The organism is Streptomyces lacaronensis, from assembly GCF_047337785.1.
Lineage (GTDB): Bacteria > Actinomycetota > Actinomycetes > Streptomycetales > Streptomycetaceae > Streptomyces > Streptomyces lycopersici.
In genome coordinates this window covers 8629810-8649642 of record NZ_JBLHDK010000003.1, presented here as the reverse complement: position 1 = coordinate 8649642, position 19833 = coordinate 8629810, and the positions used below count along the sequence as shown (strand labels likewise).

The 19833-nt window shown below is 70.9% G+C and carries 17 protein-coding genes; 1 reads left to right on the top strand and 16 read right to left on the bottom strand.

Annotated features, from left to right (window positions below; genetic code table 11):
* Nucleotides 1-73: 73 nt before the first annotated feature.
* From ACMTAK_RS37245 to ACMTAK_RS37185, 13 genes are all read right to left on the bottom strand, one after another.
* A complete protein-coding gene (locus ACMTAK_RS37245; RefSeq protein ID WP_413810229.1) occupies nucleotides 74-1294 on the bottom strand; it encodes a right-handed parallel beta-helix repeat-containing protein in 1221 nt (406 codons plus the stop codon).
* A gap of 213 nt (nucleotides 1295-1507) precedes the next feature.
* Nucleotides 1508-2353: a polysaccharide deacetylase family protein gene (locus ACMTAK_RS37240; protein ID WP_413810228.1), complete on the bottom strand. Its 846-nt coding sequence runs from the start codon at nucleotides 2351-2353 to the stop codon at nucleotides 1508-1510.
* A gap of 208 nt (nucleotides 2354-2561) precedes the next feature.
* Nucleotides 2562-3911, bottom strand: a complete 1350-nt coding sequence (locus ACMTAK_RS37235) for an ABC transporter substrate-binding protein (protein WP_413810227.1) — start codon at nucleotides 3909-3911, stop codon at nucleotides 2562-2564.
* Nucleotides 3912-4081: 170 nt separating this feature from the next.
* Nucleotides 4082-4954, bottom strand: coding sequence for a DUF6807 domain-containing protein (locus tag ACMTAK_RS37230; protein WP_413810226.1), 873 nt, complete (start codon nucleotides 4952-4954; stop codon nucleotides 4082-4084).
* Nucleotides 4951-6117 carry a Gfo/Idh/MocA family protein gene (locus ACMTAK_RS37225; RefSeq protein ID WP_413810225.1) on the bottom strand — a complete coding sequence of 389 codons (1167 nt, stop codon included), beginning with the start codon at nucleotides 6115-6117 and terminating at the stop codon, nucleotides 4951-4953. Before ACMTAK_RS37225 ends, ACMTAK_RS37230 begins: the two co-directional genes overlap by 4 nt.
* A gap of 151 nt (nucleotides 6118-6268) precedes the next feature.
* Complete coding sequence (locus tag ACMTAK_RS37220; protein WP_413810224.1) at nucleotides 6269-7168, bottom strand: carbohydrate ABC transporter permease; 900 nt, start codon at nucleotides 7166-7168, stop codon at nucleotides 6269-6271.
* Complete coding sequence (locus ACMTAK_RS37215; protein ID WP_413810223.1) at nucleotides 7165-8145, bottom strand: carbohydrate ABC transporter permease; 981 nt, start codon at nucleotides 8143-8145, stop codon at nucleotides 7165-7167. The genes ACMTAK_RS37220 and ACMTAK_RS37215 overlap by 4 nt, the downstream gene beginning before the upstream one ends.
* An 83-nt stretch (nucleotides 8146-8228) precedes the next feature.
* The gene (gene araD / locus ACMTAK_RS37210; protein ID WP_413810222.1) at nucleotides 8229-9968 is read right to left on the bottom strand and encodes an L-arabinonate dehydratase; all 1740 of its coding nucleotides are present in this window, start codon (nucleotides 9966-9968) and stop codon (nucleotides 8229-8231) included.
* Entirely contained in the window at nucleotides 9965-10867 is a 903-nt protein-coding gene (locus ACMTAK_RS37205) for a dihydrodipicolinate synthase family protein (RefSeq protein ID WP_413810221.1), read from the bottom strand. The genes araD and ACMTAK_RS37205 overlap by 4 nt, the downstream gene beginning before the upstream one ends.
* 130 nt (nucleotides 10868-10997) lie before the next feature.
* Entirely contained in the window at nucleotides 10998-11636 is a 639-nt protein-coding gene (locus tag ACMTAK_RS37200) for a GntR family transcriptional regulator (protein ID WP_413813111.1), read from the bottom strand.
* Nucleotides 11637-11775: 139 nt separating this feature from the next.
* Nucleotides 11776-12951 (bottom strand): MFS transporter, encoded by a 1176-nt coding sequence (locus ACMTAK_RS37195; protein WP_413813110.1) that lies wholly within the window; start codon nucleotides 12949-12951, stop codon nucleotides 11776-11778.
* A 138-nt stretch (nucleotides 12952-13089) separates the two neighbouring features.
* A complete protein-coding gene (locus tag ACMTAK_RS37190; protein WP_413810220.1) occupies nucleotides 13090-14289 on the bottom strand; it encodes a hypothetical protein in 1200 nt (399 codons plus the stop codon).
* The gene (locus ACMTAK_RS37185; protein ID WP_413810219.1) at nucleotides 14286-15245 is read right to left on the bottom strand and encodes a 5-dehydro-4-deoxyglucarate dehydratase; all 960 of its coding nucleotides are present in this window, start codon (nucleotides 15243-15245) and stop codon (nucleotides 14286-14288) included. Before ACMTAK_RS37185 ends, ACMTAK_RS37190 begins: the two co-directional genes overlap by 4 nt.
* A gap of 310 nt (nucleotides 15246-15555) precedes the next feature.
* Between ACMTAK_RS37185 and ACMTAK_RS37180 the strand changes: the two genes are divergently transcribed.
* Nucleotides 15556-16365 carry an NAD-dependent epimerase/dehydratase family protein gene (locus ACMTAK_RS37180; RefSeq protein WP_413810218.1) on the top strand — a complete coding sequence of 270 codons (810 nt, stop codon included), beginning with the start codon at nucleotides 15556-15558 and terminating at the stop codon, nucleotides 16363-16365.
* 533 nt (nucleotides 16366-16898) lie between these two features.
* Here the strand turns inward: ACMTAK_RS37180 and ACMTAK_RS37175 are convergent.
* The 3 genes from ACMTAK_RS37175 to ACMTAK_RS37165 all read right to left on the bottom strand — a co-directional run bounded on the left by ACMTAK_RS37175 (nucleotide 16899) and on the right by ACMTAK_RS37165 (nucleotide 19815).
* Nucleotides 16899-18341 carry an MFS transporter gene (locus ACMTAK_RS37175; protein WP_413810217.1) on the bottom strand — a complete coding sequence of 481 codons (1443 nt, stop codon included), beginning with the start codon at nucleotides 18339-18341 and terminating at the stop codon, nucleotides 16899-16901.
* Nucleotides 18338-18787: a MarR family winged helix-turn-helix transcriptional regulator gene (locus ACMTAK_RS37170; RefSeq protein WP_413810216.1), complete on the bottom strand. Its 450-nt coding sequence runs from the start codon at nucleotides 18785-18787 to the stop codon at nucleotides 18338-18340. The genes ACMTAK_RS37175 and ACMTAK_RS37170 overlap by 4 nt, the downstream gene beginning before the upstream one ends.
* Before the next feature lie 65 nt (nucleotides 18788-18852).
* Nucleotides 18853-19815, bottom strand: coding sequence for an SDR family NAD(P)-dependent oxidoreductase (locus tag ACMTAK_RS37165; protein WP_413810215.1), 963 nt, complete (start codon nucleotides 19813-19815; stop codon nucleotides 18853-18855).
* Nucleotides 19816-19833: the final 18 nt, after the last annotated feature.

Here is a 19833-nt window from a genome sequence, read left to right as displayed (position 1 = left end):
GCGGGCTGGTCGGCGGCGTGCCGGATCAGGGGATTGTGCCCGCCAGGAGCGCGGTTCAGGTTTTCCCGGGGTTTCAGTTCATCGGCGAACCGATCTCGGTGCGGTCCATGACCACGAGGAAGCCGGTGAGCGGCAGCGAGCCGTTCGGCCGCCGGGGCCCGAAGGCCGTGGTGGGGTCGGTGGTGACCAGCGGCGGAGTGGCCCGGCGGCCCGGCGCCCAGTTGTTGTCCAGCGAGACGGCGAGGAGGCCGGTGTCGGCACTGCCGCGGCCGTTGGAGAGCGCGAGGTTGCGGGTCAGCCGGGCGCGGGAGCCGGCGACGGCGTAGCCCTTGCCCCAGTTGTCGAAGGAGGTGGTGCGCTGGAGCCGGAGGGCCCCGGTGTTGCCGCCCGCGTCAAAGCCGCTCTTGGTGTTGGCCCAGGCGGCGGAGGACCGTACGAGATGGGCGGGCGAGGGGGCGTCACGGCGGTCGGAGCCGAGCTGGAAGCCGCTGCCGTCGCCCTTGAAGTAGGGGATGTGCCAGCGGTTCCGGCCGTTTCCGAAGGCCCAGGAGTGCTCGATGGTGACCGGGCTCGCCCACATCCACAGGTCGAGGCCGTCGTCGCTGTTGTGGAACAGCCGGGACCCGGTGACCACATTGCCCGAGCCGGAGCCGTGGGTGATGGCTATGCCGTCGGCCCGCTGGCCGCCGGTGGCGTCGTCGTGGTTGGCGTAGGAGTCCAGGTTCCGGATGACGTTGCCGTTGGTGTCGTCGCCGCGGAGGGTGAGTCCGGTGTCGCCGTTGCCGTGGGTGCTGAGGTCCTGGAAGACGTTGCGCGCGCAGGAGGTGCAGACCAGGCCGCCGCCCGGGGCGTTGCGCAGTTCGATCCCCGAGACCGTCCAGTAGTCGGCGGTGAGGGAGACCAGGGAGGAGCCCCGGCCCAGCCGGGAGCCGTCGATCCGGACCTTCTCCGCGCGGTACGACCGCAGTTGGACGCGCTCGCGTGGGGTGCCGCTGATGGAGCTGCGCAGGGTCCTGGAGGGGTAGTAGGTGCCGCCGCGGACCTCGATGGTGGTGCCCGCCTTGACGGTGGAGAACGCCTTCTCCAGGCTTCGGTAGGGGGACTTGAGAGTGCCGGTGTTGCCGTCGCTGCCGTTGGTGGCCACATACAGGGTGGTGGGCACGGCGCTCGCGCCCTCCGGTGAAGCCGTCAGATACACCCCGGCCACGGCCGACGCCACGATCACGGCGCTGCCCAACGACAGCGTGCGATCCTTGCGACGGCGGTGACGGCCCCGTTTGCGTCTCAGCCTCATGGCAACTCCTGTTCCGCGTCGAGAGAACGGGCCGGAGGATCCGGACCGGCCCGCTCCATGTCGTAGTTGCCGCCACTCCAGATTAGGTTGCCGGGTTCCCGAGGATTCTTAGATTACGAAATCCCGATCGCATCGCGATAGCTTGCGACAACACTTGATCATTTTGTGCCCGAGGATGTTCGAACGCGACGGAGAACGTGTCGGTCTGTTGCCTCATGGGCGATAGACCTTGCCCGCTTCCGGGATGGCCGGGGCCATCAGCTGGGAGACCGTCACCACCGTGTAGCCCTCCTTCTTCAGCTTCGCGAGTATCCCCGGCACGGCCGGCACCGTGCCCTTGTAGATGTCGTGCAGCAGGATGATCCCGTCGCGCTTCGTCTGCTCCAGCACCCGCTTCTCGATCAGCGCGGAGTCGTTCGTCTGGTAGTCCTTCGCCGTCACGCTCCACAGCACCTGCGCCACGCCGAGCTCACGGCAGATACTGGAGACCCGCTCGTCGGTACGCCCCTGCGGCGGGCGCATCAGCAGCGGCGTACGGCCGGTGAGCTTCTTGACCGCGGTCTGGACTCGGGTGATCTCCGTGCGGACCTCGTCGGAGTCGGTCTTGGTCAGGATCTTGTGCGACCAGGTGTGATTGGCCAGTTCATGCCCCTCGTCGGCGATACGGCGCACCAGGTCCGGGTGGCGGTCGATGTGCTTCCTGCCGAGCATGAAGAAGGTCGCGTGGACCTTCTCGTGCTTGAGGATCTTCAGCAGCCGGGGCGTGTTGCCGCTGGGGCCCGCGTCGAAGGTGAGGGCGACGCACCTGGCGACGGCGCAGTCGACGGAGCCGTCCGCCCCGCTCTTGTCGTCCGCCCCGTTCGCCCCGTCGCCCTTCTTCAGTACGTCCGGCTTGGAGGCGGCCGGTGTCGAGTGACCGGCGTCCGACGCCGCGTGCTCCCGGGCGCTGCGCGGCGAGGTGGTGTCGTACGACGCACCGCAGCCGCTGAGGCCCAGCGTCAGGCAGACGGCGCCGACGAGACTGACGCACAGCCCGGATATTCGACCTTTTCGCCCCATTGATGTCCCCGAAGTCCTCTTGTGGCCAATAGTGGTCGCCATGCCGCCAACGTCCGGCCAAATACGTAAAGTTGGCGGCACGAACTGCGAGCACTATACACCGCATGTATACACGTAGTTCATAGAGGACTGGAGGGGCCCGAAGGCCCATGGAGCGAAGTGGTGGTGGTTCGGTCGGGCGCGGCTCGACCGGCTGTGGCGGCCAGGGCTAGCTCTGGTGCTTCTTCCAGTCCGCCTGTGCCGCGTTGAGCTCCTTCGCGACCTTGTCGCAGAACGCCTTGGCGGTCATCTTGCCGAGCAGCACCTTCTGGAAGCTGGGCTCGTTGTCGGCCTTGCTGATGTTGTTCCAGTCCGGGAGGTAGTACGGCAACTGGACGACCTTGGTCTGCGGATCGTTGAGCGACTCCAGCGCGGACCTGGTCGGCGGGGCCTTGGCGATCCAGTCGTCGTCCGCGGCGCCGACGTTGGCGGGAATGGCGCCGACGTCCTCGTTCCAGAGGCTGTTCATCTCCGGGGAGGCCGCGAACTCGATGAACTTCCAGGCCGCCGCCTTGTTCTTGCTCGCCTTGAACAGTCCGAGGCCGTCGACCGGGTTGGAGACGATGGTGCGCGCCGCGCCCTGCCGGGACGGCGGCAGCGGTATGCCCGCGATCTTGTCCTTGCCGAGCAGCCGTACGTGGTCCACATAGCTGCCGAGATTGTGCTGGAGCATCCCGATGTCGCCCTGGTCGAACTGGGCGACCATCTTGGCGAAGTCGTTGTTGAGGTCCGCGGCGGGGGTGACCTCCTTGAAGAGGGCGATGTACTTCTCGAGCGCCGCGACGTTCTTCGGGTCGTTGAGGGTGGTCTTGTCCCCGCCCTCGCCGTTCCAGAAGGACGGGATGCCGGACTGGGCGTACATCATGTCCAGCGCCTGGGCGATCGAGCCCGCACCGCCGCGCAGGGTGAAGCCGAACTTGTTCCGGCCCTTGTCGGTCAACTCCTCGGCGGCCTTGTAGAAGTTGTCCCAGCTGTCGGGCGCGGGCAGCTTCGCCGCCTTGAAGAGGTCGGTGCGGTACCAGAGGGTGCCCTGGTTGGCGGAGGTCGGGACGGAGTACAGCTCCTTGTCGTCACCTCCGGCCGCGCGGACGCTCTCGACCATGTTCTTGATCAGCTTGCCCTTGAGGGCGCTGTCACCGATGCGGTCGGTCACGGGGTCGAGGGCGCCCTGGGCGACCAGATTGGCCAGATACGCGGTGCCCACGCCGCCGACGTCGGGCAGGCTGTCGCCGCCGCTCTGGATGGCGGTGTCGTACTTCGACTGCACGTTGGCGATCGGGATCGGGACGTACGTGACCGTGATGTCGGGGTACTTGTCCTCGAACTTGGCGATGATCTGCTTCCAGATCTTGGTGCGGGGGCCGCCGTTGTTGTCCCAGAAGGTGATGGTGCCCTTGCCGGAGCCTTCCTCGCCGGTGGTCGAGCCGTCGTCTCCGCAAGCGGTGGCTGTCAGGGCGAGGGTGAGGGTCGCGGCCAGGGCGGTCGCGGTTCGGGTTGCTCTGCGGGTGCGTGGGTTCATGGGTGTACGTCCGTCTCCTTGTGGGGTCGCTTGCGGGTGGTGGTCGCTTGGGGTCGCGCCGTTGTGGCCGGAGCCCGTGGCCATGTGCGGGTCGGTTGTGCCCGCCCGTCCCGCCAGGGGGCACCTCCCAGCGGTGGCTGGGGGGAGGGACGATCGCCCACAACCGGTGCTCATACCGCCGCTCCCCTGTCGGAGAGGTGGGCCGCCAGGCGGGCCGCCGCGGGCCGGGTCAGGCGGGTGTCGGCTATCGCTGTGACGATGCGGCGGGTGACCGTGTCGGCCGGGGCTATGGGCAGGGGGCGCTGCCAGGTGAGGGCCGAGCCGGCGCCCGGGTGGTCGCCGGTGCGGACCCACCACGGGTCGGCCCGGGTGTCGCCGGTCGCGCCGACGAAGACCAGCGTCCAGTCGTCGGTGGCCAGCGCCAGCCAGTCCGCGGGCCGTCCGTGCACCGCCGCCTCGCCCTCGCCGTCGGCGCCGAAGACATGCGCGGGCTCGGGACACCGGGGGACACGCCAGAAGAAGCCGCCCACGTGGCCCGCCCCGCCGAGGGCGATCTCCTCGCCCGTCACATTGGTGAGGGCGGAGGTGAAGTCCAGCGCCCAGCACTCCGTTCCGAGGGACCGTACGGCCACCGTGCGCCGCTCCAGCAGCAGTTGCCGCCCACCGGCCGTCCACGACAGCTCTTCCACGAATCCGTCGGGGTCGCGCAGCAGCCAGCTGAGATGGCGCTGGCGGCCGTGGTGGTCCCGTCGGCCGGGACCACCACGGAAGTTCCATCCGGCCACCTCCGGGATGGCCATGGACACCCCCAGGCGGGCCGGGTCCTCGGCGGGCCGCAGCCCGGTGACGGTGACACCGCCGAGGGTGCGCACGGGGTGCAGATACGGACGCGGCACGACCGTGCCGGGCAGTTCGGGGCGGTGCACATACGTGCCGACGACCCGGTGCTCATGGCGCAGCAGGGTGCACGGGGGACGGCGGGTGGGGGAGGGAGTGAGCGGGTTGGTCGGTGTCAGGGGGCCGGAGGGGGTCAGGGGTGTCATGGGTGCGGGACCTCCGTGGGGGGAGCGGCCCAGGGGGCGCGCAGTTCGGAGTACAGGGCGAGGCGCTCGGCGCCGGCGGTGACCAGTCGGTCGATGCCGGTCACCACGCGCCGCTCGGCCGCTCGCGCGGTGACGCCCGCACCGGGCTCGGTGCGCCAGGCGTCGGCGGGCAGCGGGACCGGTGCGGGGGCGGTGCGGACCGCCTCGACGACGCGCATGAACGCGCCGGTGCGGTCCGGGGGAACGAGCAGTTCGGTGCCGTCGCGCAGATGCGCGACGAGGTTGTCCAGCAGATCGGTGCGCGCGTGATCGGTGGTCTCGGGCGGCGCCCCGTCGCGTTCGATACGGACCCGGTCGAGCTTGTACCAGAAGGTGATCCGGCCCCGTTCGCCGTGGACGGCCACATAGGGCTCACCGGGTTCCTCCGCGCACAGGGTGACGGCGGCGGCCACGGTGGTGCCGCGGGTGGTGCGGATCCGTACGCAGGAGGTGTCGTCGGCCTCGATGGCGTTGGCCCGGTACAGCTCCAGCTCGATACCGGCCACGTCCTCGGCCCGGTCGGCGTCGGCGAGGTGCAGGGCGGTGGCGATGGCGTGGGCGAGGGGGTTGGTGAGGACGCCGTCCACGACGTCGCGGCCGTCGAGGGTGCGGTGTCCGGCCCAGGGGGCGCGGGTGTAGTAGTCCTCGTCGCGGGCCCATGCCCCGGCCGCGCCGATGCCGCGGATCGCCCCTATACGTCCGTCGGCGACGAGTTTCCGGATGGTGGGCAGGGCATGGGAGCCGAGCGACTGGAAGCCGATCTGGCAGACGGTTCCGTATCCGCGTAGTCCTTCGCTCAACCGGGTGAATTCGGCGTACGAGGGCGTGGGCGGCTTCTCCAGCAGGAGGTGGGCACCGCGTTCGGCGGCGGCGAGGGCGAGGTCGGCGTGGGTGTGGATCGGGGTGCAGATGACGGCGATCCGGGCGCCGGTGCGGGTCACGAGCGCGGCGAGGTCGGCGGACTGCTCGGGCTCGCCGAGCCCGTCGCCCAGCTCCTCCCGGGTGAGCGGCGCGAGTTCGCACACCCCGGCGAGGCGGACCTTTCCCTCGGCGGTCAGCCGCCGGATGTTGTCCAGGTGCCAGCGGCCGTGGCCGCGGGCACCGGCGAGGACGAGGGGTATCACTGGAATCCCCCTCCCTGGGGGCGCACCATGCGCATCTTCGGACCTCCTTGTCCGTGAGAGAGGTGCTCGGGTCCGGGGCCGAGCCCCAGTTGTGGGAAGGGGCGCGGAGGGGGGCAGCCCGCCGCGGGCGGCACGATCCGTCGGACACCCACTAGCCCTTGACCGCCCCCGCGCTGAAGCCGGTGATCAGCCACTTCTGGATGAAGGCGAAGACGATGACGACGGGCACCGCGGCGATCACCCCGCCCGCCGCGAGCGCGCCCAGGTCGACGCTGTCCGCCCCGATGAGGGTGTTCAGGCCGACCGGGATCGTCTGCTTGTCCTGGGAGCTGAGGAACATCAGCGCGAACAGGAAGTGGTTCCAGCTGTGTACGAAGGCGAAGGAGCCGACCGCGATCAACCCCGGGCGCAGCAGCGGCAGCACCACCGCGCAGAAGGCCCGGAAGCGGCCGCAGCCGTCGACCCACGCCTGCTCCTCGAGCGACACCGGCACGTTCTTGATGAAGCCGCTGATGAGGATGATCGACAGGGGCAGCTGGAAGACGGTCTCCGCGATGACCACGCTCCCCAGCGAGTTGATCATCTGCAGGTTCTTGAAGATCTCGAAGAGCGGCACCAGCATCAGCGCGCCCGGGATGAACTGCGAGGCCAGCAGCGCCAGCATGAAGCCCTTTTTGATCCGGAAGTCGAAGCGGGCCAGGGCATAGCCCCCGGCCAGCGCGACCGCCGTCGTCATCACCAGTGAGGCGACCCCGACGATCATGCTGTTCTGGAAGAAGATCCCGAAGCTGCGCTCGTTCCAGACCTTCTGGAAGTGCTCACCGGTGATCGGCCAGGGCACCAGCGCGTTCGAGCCCGCGGGGCGCAGCGCGAACAGCAGCATCCAGTAGAAGGGGACGAGGGTGAACAGCAGATACAGACCCAGCGGCAGATAGATCTGCCAGCGCGGTACGTCCTGGCCGGACCCGCGACGGCGCCCCCCGCGGGCGGTGGGCGGCGGGGCGGCCGCGGCGGCGGGCAGGGTGCCCTGCTCGGCGAGTGCGGCGGTCACTTGGTCTCGCCTCCGAACTTGCTCAGGCGCAGATAGAGGATCGAGCAGAAGAGGAGGATCACGAAGGCGACGGTGGTCAGCGCGGAGGCGTAGCCGAAGTCATGGCCGTTGATCCCGGTGTTGGCGACGTACAGCGGAAGGGTGGTGGTCTGCCCGGCCGGTCCGCCGCCGGTGAGGGTGTAGAGCAGGTCGACGTTGTTGAACTCCCAGACGCCGCGCAGCAGCGTGGAGAGGACGATCGCGTCCTTCAGGTGCGGCAGGGTGATGTGGAGGAACCGCCGCGCCCGGCCCGCGCCGTCGACCGAGGCCGCCTCGTAGAGGTCCCTGGGGATGGACTGGAGGTCGGCGAGGAGGAGGATGGCGAAGAACGGGACACCGCGCCAGAGTTCGGCGACGACGGCGGCCCAGAAGACGGTCCCGGTGTCGGAGAGCACCGAGGTGCCGTAGGTGCCGATCCCCGCGTCCGCGAGATAGCGGCTGATGCCCGTCGAGGGGTTGTAGAGCAGCATCCAGATGGTGGTGGTCAGCACCCCGGACACGGCCCAGGGCGAGAAGACCAGGGCGCGGGCGAGGCCACGGCCGAGGAAGGTCTGGTTCACCAGCAGGGCGAGCGCGAGGCCGAGCAGGAGCTGCGACAGCACCTCGGTGACGACCCATTTGCCGCTGAAGACGAGCGTGTCCCAGAACTGCGGGTCGTCGGTGAAGATCCGGGTGAAGTTGTCCAGGCCCGCGTAGCCGTTCCGCCAGGGCTTGGTGACGTTGTAGTTCCGCAGGCTGTAGTAGAGGACGCTGAGCATCGGATAGGCGATGAAGCCCAGCATCAGCAGCCCGGCGGGGGCGATCAGCAGATACGGGAGGCGGCGGGCCGGTCCTCCCGTGCGGGCCGGTCCTCCCGTGCGGGCCGGTCCTCCCGTACGGGCCGGTCCTCCCGTACGGCGCCGGGTGACCCGGGGTGGTTTCGCCACGGCGTGGGCCATGACTGCTTCTCCGTTCTCAGAGGTGCGGGGTCTGGTGAAGCGCTTACCGAATGTTGTTCGGTATCTCGTGCAAAAAAATTCGCTCAGCCCGCGTAGGGTTCGGGCACCGCCCCGGGACGGGCCAGGAAGCGGAAGTCGCAGCCGGTGTCGGCCTGGGTCATCTGGTCCTGGTAGAGCGCGCCGTAGCCGCGCTCATAGCGGGGCGGAGGGGCCGTCCACCGCGCCCGGCGCCGCTCCAGCTCGGCGTCGTCCACCTCCAGCCGCAGCACCCGCGCCGCGACGTCGAGAGTGATCGGATCGCCGTCGCGGACGAGCGCGAGCGGGCCGCCCACATACGACTCGGGCGCGATGTGCAGCACGCAGGCCCCGTAACTGGTGCCGCTCATCCGGGCGTCGGAGATCCGCACCATGTCCCGCACCCCCTGCTTGAGCAGATGGTCGGGGATCGGCAGCATCCCGTACTCGGGCATTCCGGGGCCGCCCAGCGGGCCCGCGTTGCGCAGCACCAGCACGCTGTCCTCGGTGATGCCGAGACCGGGGTCGTTGATGGTGGCCTGCATCGTCCTGTAGTCGTCGAAGACCACGGCGGGACCGGTGTGTTTCAGCAGCCGGGGCTCGGCCGCGATGTGCTTGATGACCGCGCCGTCGGGGCACAGATTGCCGCGCAGCACCGCCACTCCGCCCTCCCCGGCCAGCGGGCGGTCGCGGTCCCGGATCACCTCGGGGTTGTGCACCAGGGCGCCGTCGAGCTGTTCGCGCAGTGTGGGGTGGGCGACGGTGGGGCGGTCCAGGTGCAGGACGTCCGTCAGCCGGGAGAGGAAGCCCGGGAGCCCGCCCGCGAAGTGGAAGTCCTCCATCAAGTACCGGCCGCCGGGCCGCAGATCGGCCAGCACGGGGACGGTACGGGCGATCCGGTCGAAGTCGTCGAGGGTCAGCCGCACCCCAGACCGGCCCGCCATGGCGATCAGATGGATCACCGCGTTGGTGGAGCCGCCGAGGGCGAGCACGGTCGCGACCGCGTCCTCGTAGGCCTCCCGGGTGAGGAGCTCCGAGAGCCTGAGGTCCTGCCAGACCAGCTCGACCACGTGTAACCCGGAGGCGGCCGCCATCCGGTCGTGCCCGGAGTCCACGGCCGGGATGGACGAGGCGCCGGGTACGGTCACGCCCAGCGCCTCGGCGGCGGCCGTCAGCGTGGAGGCGGTGCCCATCGTCATGCAGTGACCGGGTGAACGGGCCAGCCCCCGCTCCAGCTCGGAGATCTCGCAGTCGCCGATCAGCCCGGCCCGCTTGTCGTCCCAGTACTTCCACATGTCGGTGCCCGAACCCAGCACCTCGTCGCGCCAATGCCCCGGCAGCATCGGCCCGGCCGGGACGAAGACCGCCGGGAGGTCGGCGCTGGCCGCGCCCATCAGCAGCGCCGGGGTGGACTTGTCGCAGCCGCCCAGCAGCACGGCGCCGTCGACCGGGTACGAGCGGAGCAGTTCCTCTGTCTCCATGGCGAGGAGGTTGCGGTAGAGCATGGGGGTGGGCTTCTGGAAGGTCTCGGAGAGCGTGGAGACCGGGAACTCCAGCGGAAAGCCGCCCGCCTGCCAGACCCCGCGCTTGACCGCCTGGGCGCGGTCGCGCAGGTGCACATGGCAGGGGTTGATGTCGCTCCAGGTGTTGAGGATCGCGATGACCGGTTTGCCCAGGTGCTCCTCGGGGAGATAGCCGAGCTGGCGGGTGCGGGCGCGGTGGCTGAAGGAGCGCAGGCCGTCGGTGCCGTACCACTGGTGGCTGCGCAGCTCGTCGGGGCGCTTGCGCGTTCTCCGTTGAGTATTCACACCGACCACCCCTCGACGATCGCGGCGACTTCCGCGCGCCTCGGCTCGGGCAGCGGCCTGCTCGGGGCGCGGACGTCGCGCCGGCACAGCCCCATCGCGGCAAGCGCTTCCTTGACCACCGTGACGTTGTTGGCGGACTGCCGCTCGGCCCTGAGATCCTCGAACCGCCGGATCTGCTCCCAGACCTTCATCGCGCCCGGGTAGTCCCCCGCGCGCAGCGCGCCCAGCATGTTGAGCGAGACGTTGGGGGCCACGTTGACCAGGCCCGAGGTGAAGCCGGTGGCGCCGACCGCCCAGTACGAGGGCGCGTACAGCTCGGCGAGCCCGGCCACCCAGACGAACCGGTCCAGCCCGGCGTCGCGCGCCACGGCGGCGAAGCGGGTGGCGTCGTGGACCGCGTACTTGACCCCGATGACATTGGGGCACTCCTCGCCGAGCCGGGCGACCGCCGCGCCCTCGATGAGCGGATTGCGCAGATACGGCACCACGCCCAGCTCGGGGACGGCCTCGGCGATGGTGCGGTGGTAGTCGATCCAGCCGTCCTGGGCGACGTACGGATGCACCGGCTGATGCACCATCACCATGTCGGCCCCGGCCGCGCGGGCGTGCCGGGCGGCCTCGACCGCGGTGGCCGCGTCATGGCCGACCCCGACGAGGACAGCCGCCCGCCCGGCGGCCTCCTCGACGGTCAGCTCGGTGACCAGCCGCCGCTCTTCGAGGGTGAGGGCGTAGAACTCCCCCGTGTTGCCGTTCGGGGTGACGGCCTTGACCCCGCCGTCGAGGAGCCGGCGGAGCAGGGCCCGGTAGGCGGCGCGGTCCACGGCGCCCTCGGCGTCGTACGGGGTCACCGGGATCGCCACGACGTCCGCGAGCGCCGTCCTCAGCGGTGAGTAGTCCATACGAACCCTTTCTCTCGATGTCGGGCATCGGGACGAGCTGTTCGGATGGTGCTGAGTGCTGCGTGCTGCGTGCTGCGTGCTGCGTGCTGGGTGCTGGGTACTGGGGTCGGCGGCCGGGGGCCGCCGGGCGCTACTCCCCGTCCGGGAAGGCGCGCTGGACGAAGGACGCGATGTGCTCGTGCAGCGCGCGGGCCGCCCCGTCGGCGTCGCCGTCGAGCGCGCGGGCCAGGATCTCCCGGTGCTCATGGGCCTCCTGTTCCCAGGAGGGCACCGCCTGCCAGGCGATGGCGGACACCAGCGCGGCCTGGTCCCGCAGTTCGTCGAGCATCCGGGTCAGCAGGGGGTTGCCGCAGGGCAGATAGAGCGCCCGGTGGAAGTCGCGGTTGGCGAGCGACCGCCCGGCCGGATCGGCGGCCGCGTCCGACCGCTCCAGCGCGGCCCCGGCGTCCTCCAGCCCGGCCCGCGCGGCCACGGTCCGGCGCAGCGCCTCGGGCTCCAGGAGCAGCCGCACATCGTAGACGGCGTGCGCCATCGCGGTGTCCACGGTCCTGACCGTGGCCCCCTTGTACTCGCTCATCACCACGAGCCCCCGCCCCGCGAGCGTCTTGAGCGCCTCCCGCACAGGCGTCTTCGACACCCCGAACTGCGCGGCCAACTCGGCCTCCACCAACGCCTGTCCGGGCCGCAACCCCCCGGTGAGAATCGCGCGCTTGACCGCCTCCAGCACGTACTGGGTGCGGGAGGGAATCGGGCTCGGGGCGATGTCCATGATGCTCTCAGATCTCACATATCACGTCTCATATATGACATACGAAGTACGACCCGATGAAGTTAAGGCGGCCCCAGGAGTTCGTCAACGGTTCTGACAAAAACTGGCCGAGAGCGCCAAAGCCGGGCCCGTCCCGTCCTCACGCCCGCTCGGGGGCGTCGGTGTTCGCCGAGTGGGGGTGTTGGGTGATGGCTTCGGGGACGGCGGGTTCGTTCAGGGGGCGGAGGAGGAGGCAGCCGATGGCGGGGAGGGCTATCAGGGGGGACAGGGCGGTTTGGAGGGTGGTGGCGTCGGCCAGGGCGCCGATGAGGGGGCTTGCGAGGCCGCCTGCGCTGACGGTCAGGCCCAGGGTGACCCCGCTGGCGGTGCCCACGCGGCGGGGCAGGTAGTCCTGGCCGAGGGTGACGTGCAGGGAAAACGGCACATAGAGCCCGGCCGAGGCGAGGGCCACGCAGAGGTAGAGCGCCGGGCCGGGGACGAGGACGACGCCCGCGACGGCGAGGACGGTCAGGGCGTACGACCACTGGACGACCGGGACCCGGCCGTGGCGGGCGGCGAGTCCGCCACCGGCCACCGTGCCCACCGCGCCGCCGGCGTAGAGCACGAACAGGGCGGCGGTACCGGCGAGTTCGCCTCCGCCGGCGCGCTCGCGCACATACAGGGAGATGAACGCGCTCAGTCCGACGAAGACGATCGAGCGGCACATGATGGCGCCGGACAGCCGGAGGAAGGAGGGCCAGTCGTCCCGCCCCTCTCCCCCGCGGCTCGCCCTCGCGGGCCCGGCCGCCGTGCCCGGGGCCCTGAGCGCCCGTAGCGCGGCCGCGCACAGGACGGCTCCGGCGACGGCGGGGACGGCCAGCAGCGGGGAGGCCCGCAGACCGCCGGTGGCGATGACGGCGGCGACCGCGAGCGGCGCGGCAGCGAAGCCGACGTTGCCGCCGAGGGAGAACCAGCTCATCGCGGTGTGGCTGCCCCGGCTGGCGAGCCGGGCCACCCGGGCGGACTCGGGATGGTACGCGGCGACGCCGATGCCGGAGACGGCGACCACCGCCAGGGTCGCCGCGTAGGAGCCGGTAACCCCGCTCAGCGCCACACCCGCGCCGCCCACCAGCGTGCTCACCGGCAGCAGCCACGGCATGGCCCACCGGTCGGTGAGCGCCCCGAACAGCGGCTGTACGACGGACGACAGCAGCGAGGCGGCCAGTACGACGCCGGAGGCGGCGGCGTAGCTGTAGGCCCGTTCCGAGACGAGAAACGGCACCAGCGCGGCCACCGCTCCCTGGTAGATGTCCACGCAGGCGTGTCCCAGGGACATCAGCGCGATGGGTCCGCGGGGTGAGGTGGTCCGTTTCGTCGACACCGTTCGATCGTGGCGATGCCACCGGGTGTCGCGCTTCCGATAATCCGCCGGGCTGTCCCGGAAACCCGCCAGGCGCTCTCCGAGCCTTCGGCCTCAGCTCAGCTCGGCCAGGGCCGTGCGGACGGCCGCCAGGTCCTGGTCCGAGGCCAGACCGGCGTGGTAGAGGCGGAGCTCGTCCGCGCCCAGCTCCACCGCGTGGGCCGCGTCCCGGGCCAGCGTCGCCGGGCTGCCGCCCATCCCCGCCACCACCGTGAAGTTGGCGGCGAGCACGGTCCGTTCGGTCCGGTACGGGACGAACGGGGGCAGGACCCCGGCGCGCGCCGCCTCGCCCCCCGTGCACGGCAGTACGACCCCGTCGGCCTGGGCCAGCACATCGGCCGGGTCCACGCCCACGTTGGCGCCGAGCCGGTGCGGGGCCGGGTCGGCGTGCAGCAGAACCTGGAAGTCCCCGTCCGCCGCGGCCCTTACGGCGGCCACGGCCTCGCCCCGCAGACCGCTCGCGATCCGGTCGCGCCAGGCCGCGAAGAGCGCGGCGTGGTCGGCGCCGAGCAGCTTCTCGACCTCGGCCCACTCCCCCGCGCGGTCACCGCCGTCCGCGGTGGTCTCTCCCGCCCACACCGGCCGCAGGGCGCGCACCACGAGGTCGCGCAGCTCCTCGGGGTCGGCGCCCAGCTCCGCGTAACCCGCCTCGCAGCTCTCGCAGAAGCACAGCGACATCAAGTACTGGCCGGCGCCGCCCAGCGGCACCCCGCCGATCTTGTCGTGGGCGTGCAGATGGGCGAGTCCGTACCAGCCGCAGGACTCCAGCTCGGTGCCGCGGGCTCCGGGCCGTACGGCCGCCTCGGCGGCCAGGTCCACCAGATAGGCGCGCACCTCGGGGCGGGCGATGCACGGCGCCCACGGGTAGCGGTCGCCATAGGCGTTGCGCACGGTGATCCGCGGATGCTCCTCGCCCAGCCGGGTGTTGTGCGCGAGCACCACCCAGGCGTGGACCTCGAGACCGGCGTCGGCCAGCGCGGCGGCCGCCTCGCCGTACGGATCGTCGCCCGGCACCCACGACTGCTCGTACGGCCGCAGCTCGCGCCCCTGCCAGCGCTCCGCGCTCGGCGGGTAGAGCACGGCCGCGTGGCGGGCCGTGACGATGCGGTGGCCGGGGTGGCGCGGGGTCAGGGCCCGGGTGGAGTGGTAGGCGGAGGCCAGCGTCACCTGCTGGACGCCGAGGTCCGCGATGCGGCGCGCGGCGTCCGGGTCCCCGACGACGTCCCAGGGGTAGACGAAGGCGGAAGCCTTCACCGCGCCTCCCCGTTCCCGTCCTTGTCCGCGTCCCCGACCAGCGCCATGCCGCGCTCGATCAGCTCGGCCAGCTCCTTGACGTGGGCGGGGCTGGGCTCGCTCAGCGGCGGCCGCACCCCGCCGACGTCCAGCCCGCGCAGCCGGACCCCGGCCTTGACCAGCGACACCGCATAGCCGCGGCCCTGGTTGCGGAGCTCGACCAGCGGCCGGTAGAAGCCGTCCAGCAGCTTGTTGGCAGTCTCGTCGTCGCCCGTCATGAGCGCCTTGTGGAAGGCGAGGGCGACCTCGGGAACGAAGCAGAAGACGGCGGAGGAGTAGAGCGTCACCCCGATCCCGCGGTAGGCGAGGCCGGTCAGCTCGGCGGTCGGCAGCCCGTTGAAGTACCGGAAGTCCTCGTCGGGGGCGTCCGCCCGCACCGCGCTCACGACGCGCTGCATCAGGTCGAGGTCGCCGATGCCGTCCTTGAGGCCGATGATGCCGGGCACCTTGGCGAGCCGGGCCACGGAGTCCGGGGCCAGGACGGCGTTGTCCCGCTGGTAGACGATGATGTCGAGGTCGGTCGCGCCCGCGAGGGCGCTGTAGTGGCGGATCAGCCCTTCCTGATCGGCCACGACCAGATACGGCGGCATGGCGAGCAGCCCGTCCGCACCGGCCCGCTCGGCCAGCTTGGCGTACTGGATCGCCAGCGCGGTCCCGTACCCGGCGCCCGCGACCACCGGCACCCGCCCGGCGGCCTCCTCCACGGCGACCACGACGCAGTCGTGGAACTCCTCGGGCGTCAGGGCGTGGAACTCGCCCGTGCCGCAGCACGCGAAGACGGCGCCCGCCCCCGCCTCGATCCCGGCGCGGATGTGCGCGCGGTAGATCTCCAGGTCCAGGGCGCCATCGGGACCGTAGGCGGTCACGGGGAAGAACAGCAGTCCGTCAAGGCGCTCGGCGAGTGAAGCTGAGGTCACGGGCTTCTCCCTGTCGTGTACACCGACCCGCCGTCACCCACCGACGCCGTGTGCACGTTTCTGATCGTCATCTACATTCGTGAACGAGTTCACCGTAAGGCAGCCATCGGCCGCCGGTCAAGGGCGCCAACCGGGTGACACCACTCACCCGACGGTGAATTCGCCGACATCGCGCGACCCTTGACGACCCATGCGCCGATCCTTACGGTGTCCATGAATCTGAACCACATACATGAATAAAAACCCCATACACAAGAGCCCCCTGCGCGACAACCCCATAACGCGATACCCCCACGGAGGAGATCCGCCCATGCCCGCTCCCCGCACCGTCCTCCTCACCGGCGCCGCCGGCGGCATGGGCACCTTGATGCGCGAGCTGCTGCCGCCGTACGGATACCAGCTGCGGCTGCTCGACCAGCTCCCCATCGAGGGCGAGCCGGACGCGATCACCGCGGATCTGTCCGACCGGGACGCCCTGCGCGAGGCCGTGCGGGGCGTTGACGCGATCATCCATCTCGCGGGTATCTCCCTGGAAGCCCCGTTCGAGAAGATCCTGCGGGCCAATATCGAGGGCACGTACAACGTGTACGAGGCGGCGCGCGAGGCGGGGGTCCGCCGGATCGTCTTCGCCTCCAGCAACCACGTCGTGGGCTTCACCCCGCGCCCGATGGGGGACGACCCGCTCATCCCGCTCGACGCCCCGCGCCGCCCCGACACCTACTACGGGGTGTCGAAGGCGTTCGGCGAGGATCTGGCCGCGTTCTACTGGGACAAGCACGGCATCGAGACGGTCGCCATCCGCATCGGCTCCTGCTTCCCCGAGCCCACGACGGTCCGCATGCTGTCCATCTGGATGAGCCCGGCGGACGGCGCCCGGCTGCTCCACGCCGCCCTTACGGCGGAGAACGTGGGCTGCACGACGGTCTACGGCAGCTCGGCCAACACCCGCCTGTGGTGGGACCTCTCCTCGGCCCGCGCCCTGGGGTACGAGCCGAGGGACGACTCCGAGCCGTACGCCGCGAAGCTGATCGCCGAACAGGGCGAACTGGAGCCGGGCAACCCCGACCACGAGAACCTCGGCGGCGCGTTCTGCACCAACCCGCCGATCTGGCCGCGCTGAGGCCCCGCCCGGGGCCACGCTGAGGTTTTCGGGCAGGCCCCTGTGCGTATGGGCGCCGCTTACCGAGCCAAGGTTTTTGAGCATGGGGCCGGAGGTGGGGGGCGGGGGTGGCGCCGCCGGCCGCCGGCCCGGTGGGATGTCGAGGTCGTGGCGGCTCGACGCCGCGGGGGCGCGGTTCGATCCGGAGTGCGGACCGGGCCCCGGGACAGCCCCTCTGGGCACCCATCCAAAAAACGCTTGATCTGGCGCAACTAATTTGTCAAGCAATTCCGAGAGGGGGTACCCCACCCCGGCCCATCCGGAGGACGGTCCGGCAACGACCCTGGCCCCCGAGCACAGATGCCGCCGCCGGGCCCAGCCCCCACCGGCCCGGCACCCGGCGACGAGGGCCGGGCCCCCACCCGCCGACCCATGCTCAAATGCGCCGAAGGCGCGAAACGGCGCCGCACCCGACCGAGCCGCTCAGCCCGCGGTGGACCTCCGGGTCCGGGTCGGGTTCACGTTCACGTTCACGTTCACCTTCACGTGCACGTTCACGAAGCCTTTCGCTGCGTCGATTGTCGTGCGGAAGAGGAATCGTCGGAACCGATACGGCCCAGCGAGCGGTCCACGAGCGTCAGCGCCAGGCACAGGCCGGTGATGGCGAGCATGAACCAGGCCAGGCCGTGCAGCCCGCCGGTGTCGGCGCGTGCGCCGAAGAAGGCGCCGTTGGCGCTGGAGGCGACGATCGCGCCGAGGTAGAAGAAGGTGCGGAGCAGCCCCGCCGAGGAGCCCATCCGCTCCGGATCGGCCTGGTGGTACACCGCGTTCTGCAGGGCGAGGTTGATCAGCCCTTGCGGTACGCCGAAGACGAGCCCGACGACGATCAGCAGCCCTATCGCGCTGTGCGGCTGGAGCGGGAGCAGCAGGGCGCAGCCGACGATCTGCCCCACGGCCCCCACCAGCAGCTTGCCGCGTACGGCGGTGCGGCGGCCGGTGGCCGTGGACACCGCGATACCGGTCAGGAACAGGGGCAGTTGGGCGAGGCCCGCCTGTGAGGCCGTCAGCCCCCGGCCGTCCTGGAGCCACTGGGTGTAGCCGTACAGGAAGACGTACGAGACGACGGAGACGAGGAGCGCGCGGACGTAGGTGAGCAGCAGGGGCAGATTGCCGCCGAACACCCGCAGATCGATGAACGGCTCGGCCGCCCGCAGCTCCCGCACCGCGAACCCGGCCGCCGCCACCGCCATCAGCACCGGCAGATACCACCGGTCGGCTCGCGGCGCCATCAGGAACAGCAGCAGTGAGACGAGCATCGTGGCGAACAGCCCCATGCCGATCAGGTCCAGCCGGACGCGCTCGCCGGTGCGCTCCGCCGGGGGCCGCTCCTTCGGCAGACGCCGGACGCCGAGGATCAGACCGGCCGCCGCCAGCGGGATGTTGACGGCGAACGTGCCGCGCCAGCCGCCCAGCCCGATCAGCAGTCCGCCCAGGGGCGGTCCGATGACCGCGATGGTCTGGCCGGCGACCGCTAGCGTGGCAAGGATCCCGGCGGGGCTCTCCTGGCCGGTCCGCCGGGCCTCCCCGCGGATGAGGTACATCGAGGCCGGATAGCCCGCGCAGGTGCCGAACCCGAGCACCACCCGCGCGACGATCAGCGTCCCCAGGTTCGGGGCGAGCAGACCGATCAGCCCCGCGATCCCGGTCAGGGCCGCCCCGGCGAGGAAGAGGCGGCGCGGCCCGTAGAGGTCGATCAGCCGGCCCATGACCGGCTGGCCTATCGAGGTGGCCAGATAGAGCGCGGAGACCAGCCAGGCCGTCTGCGACGGCGGCGCCCCGAACGCGGCGCCGATCGGCACCAACGACACGGAGATGATCGAGGAGTTGACCGGGTTCAGTACCGAACCCAGCATCATCGGCGCGAGCAACCTCCGGTCGAAGGTGCTCCCCGCGTCCGCCCTGCCTTTTCCCTTTCGTCGCGTCAGCCGCTCGATCATGCGCGGCTGAGCCGGTCCAGCAGGGCCAGCGCCTCGAGGATGGTCTCCCGTTCCGCTTCCGTATAGCCGCTCTCCAGGGCCCGGGCGAGCCATTCCTCGCCCGCCCGCCGCTTGTCGTCCAGGAACGCGCCGCCCGCGTCGCTCACCGAGACCAGCTGCCGCCGCCCGTCGCCGGGATCGGGGCGCCGCTGGATCAGCCCGCGCTCGTCCAGCGCGGCGAGCGTGGCCGCCATCGACTGCGGCCGTACGCGCTCGGCCGCCGCCAGCGCGCTGGCCGAGGCGGGGCCCTCCTTGCTGAGCCTGCTGAGCACGGACGTCTGGGAGGGGGTGAGCTGCTCGTTGTCGTACGCCTCCTTGAACCGCCGCCGCAGCCGGCCGACTACCACACGGATCTCATGCGCGGCGCGCACGGCGGACGCGGACACACCACCAGGGGTCTCAGCCATGCCCCGCACGATATTTCCTTCAGTTCAGGCTGTCCAGTTCAAGCTGAGCAGCCTGGGCTGTCTATCTACCCTGTGACGGCATCGACCCCCGTGAGCTCGGCCGACAGCGCCCACAGCCGCGCCGCCCGCTCCGGATCGGTGGCCCAGGCGCTCACCCCGCTGCCCAGTTCGGTCTGCTCCGACGCGGGCTCGGCGATGTCGCAGTCCTCGCAGTACACCCCGCCCATACCCGTGAGCCGAGGCGAGGTCGCCGCCCAGACCTGGGTGGCCGCCCCCTCCTCGGGTGCCTTCCAGCCGACGTTGGTGGGGCTGGCCTCGATCGTCTCACTCAGCTCCGCCAGTTCCTCCGGGGACATGTGGCGCCCCAGCTGGGTGGCGATCGTGCCTGGGTGCACGGAGAACGCCCGCACACCGGTGTTCCGCCCCAGCGCGTCGAGGTGCAGCGCGAACAGGGCGTTGGCCGTCTTCGCCTGCCCATACGCCTGCCACTTGTCGTAGGCGTGCCGCTCGAAGTGCGGGTCGTCCCAGTGGATGTCCGAGAGCTGGTGCCCATTGGAGGAGACGGACACCACGCGTGCGCCACCACGGGCGACGGCGGGCCACAGCCGGTTGGTCAGGGCGTAATGGCCCAGGTGGTTGATGGCGAACTGGGCTTCCCAGCCGGGGCCCACCCGGGTTTCGGGCGCGGCCATGATCCCGGCGTTGTTGATCAGGATGTCGATAGCGCGACCGGACGCGAGGAATTCCTCCGCGAAGGCCCGAACGCTGTCCAGGTCCGCGAGGTCCATCTCGGCGACCTCCACGCCCTCGATCCCGCCGAGCGCTTCGACGGCCGTTGAGCGCCGCCGCGCGGGCACGACGACATGGGCCCCCGCACCGGCGAGAGCCCGCGTCGTCTCCAGCCCGAGCCCTGAATAACCGCCGGTCACGAGCGCGAGCTTCCCGGTCAGGTCGATGCCCGTGAGAACGTCGCTCGTCGTACTGCGCACCCCGAAACCGGAGCCGATCGCATGCTGTTGTGTCATCATGCGGGGAACGTACGGTTT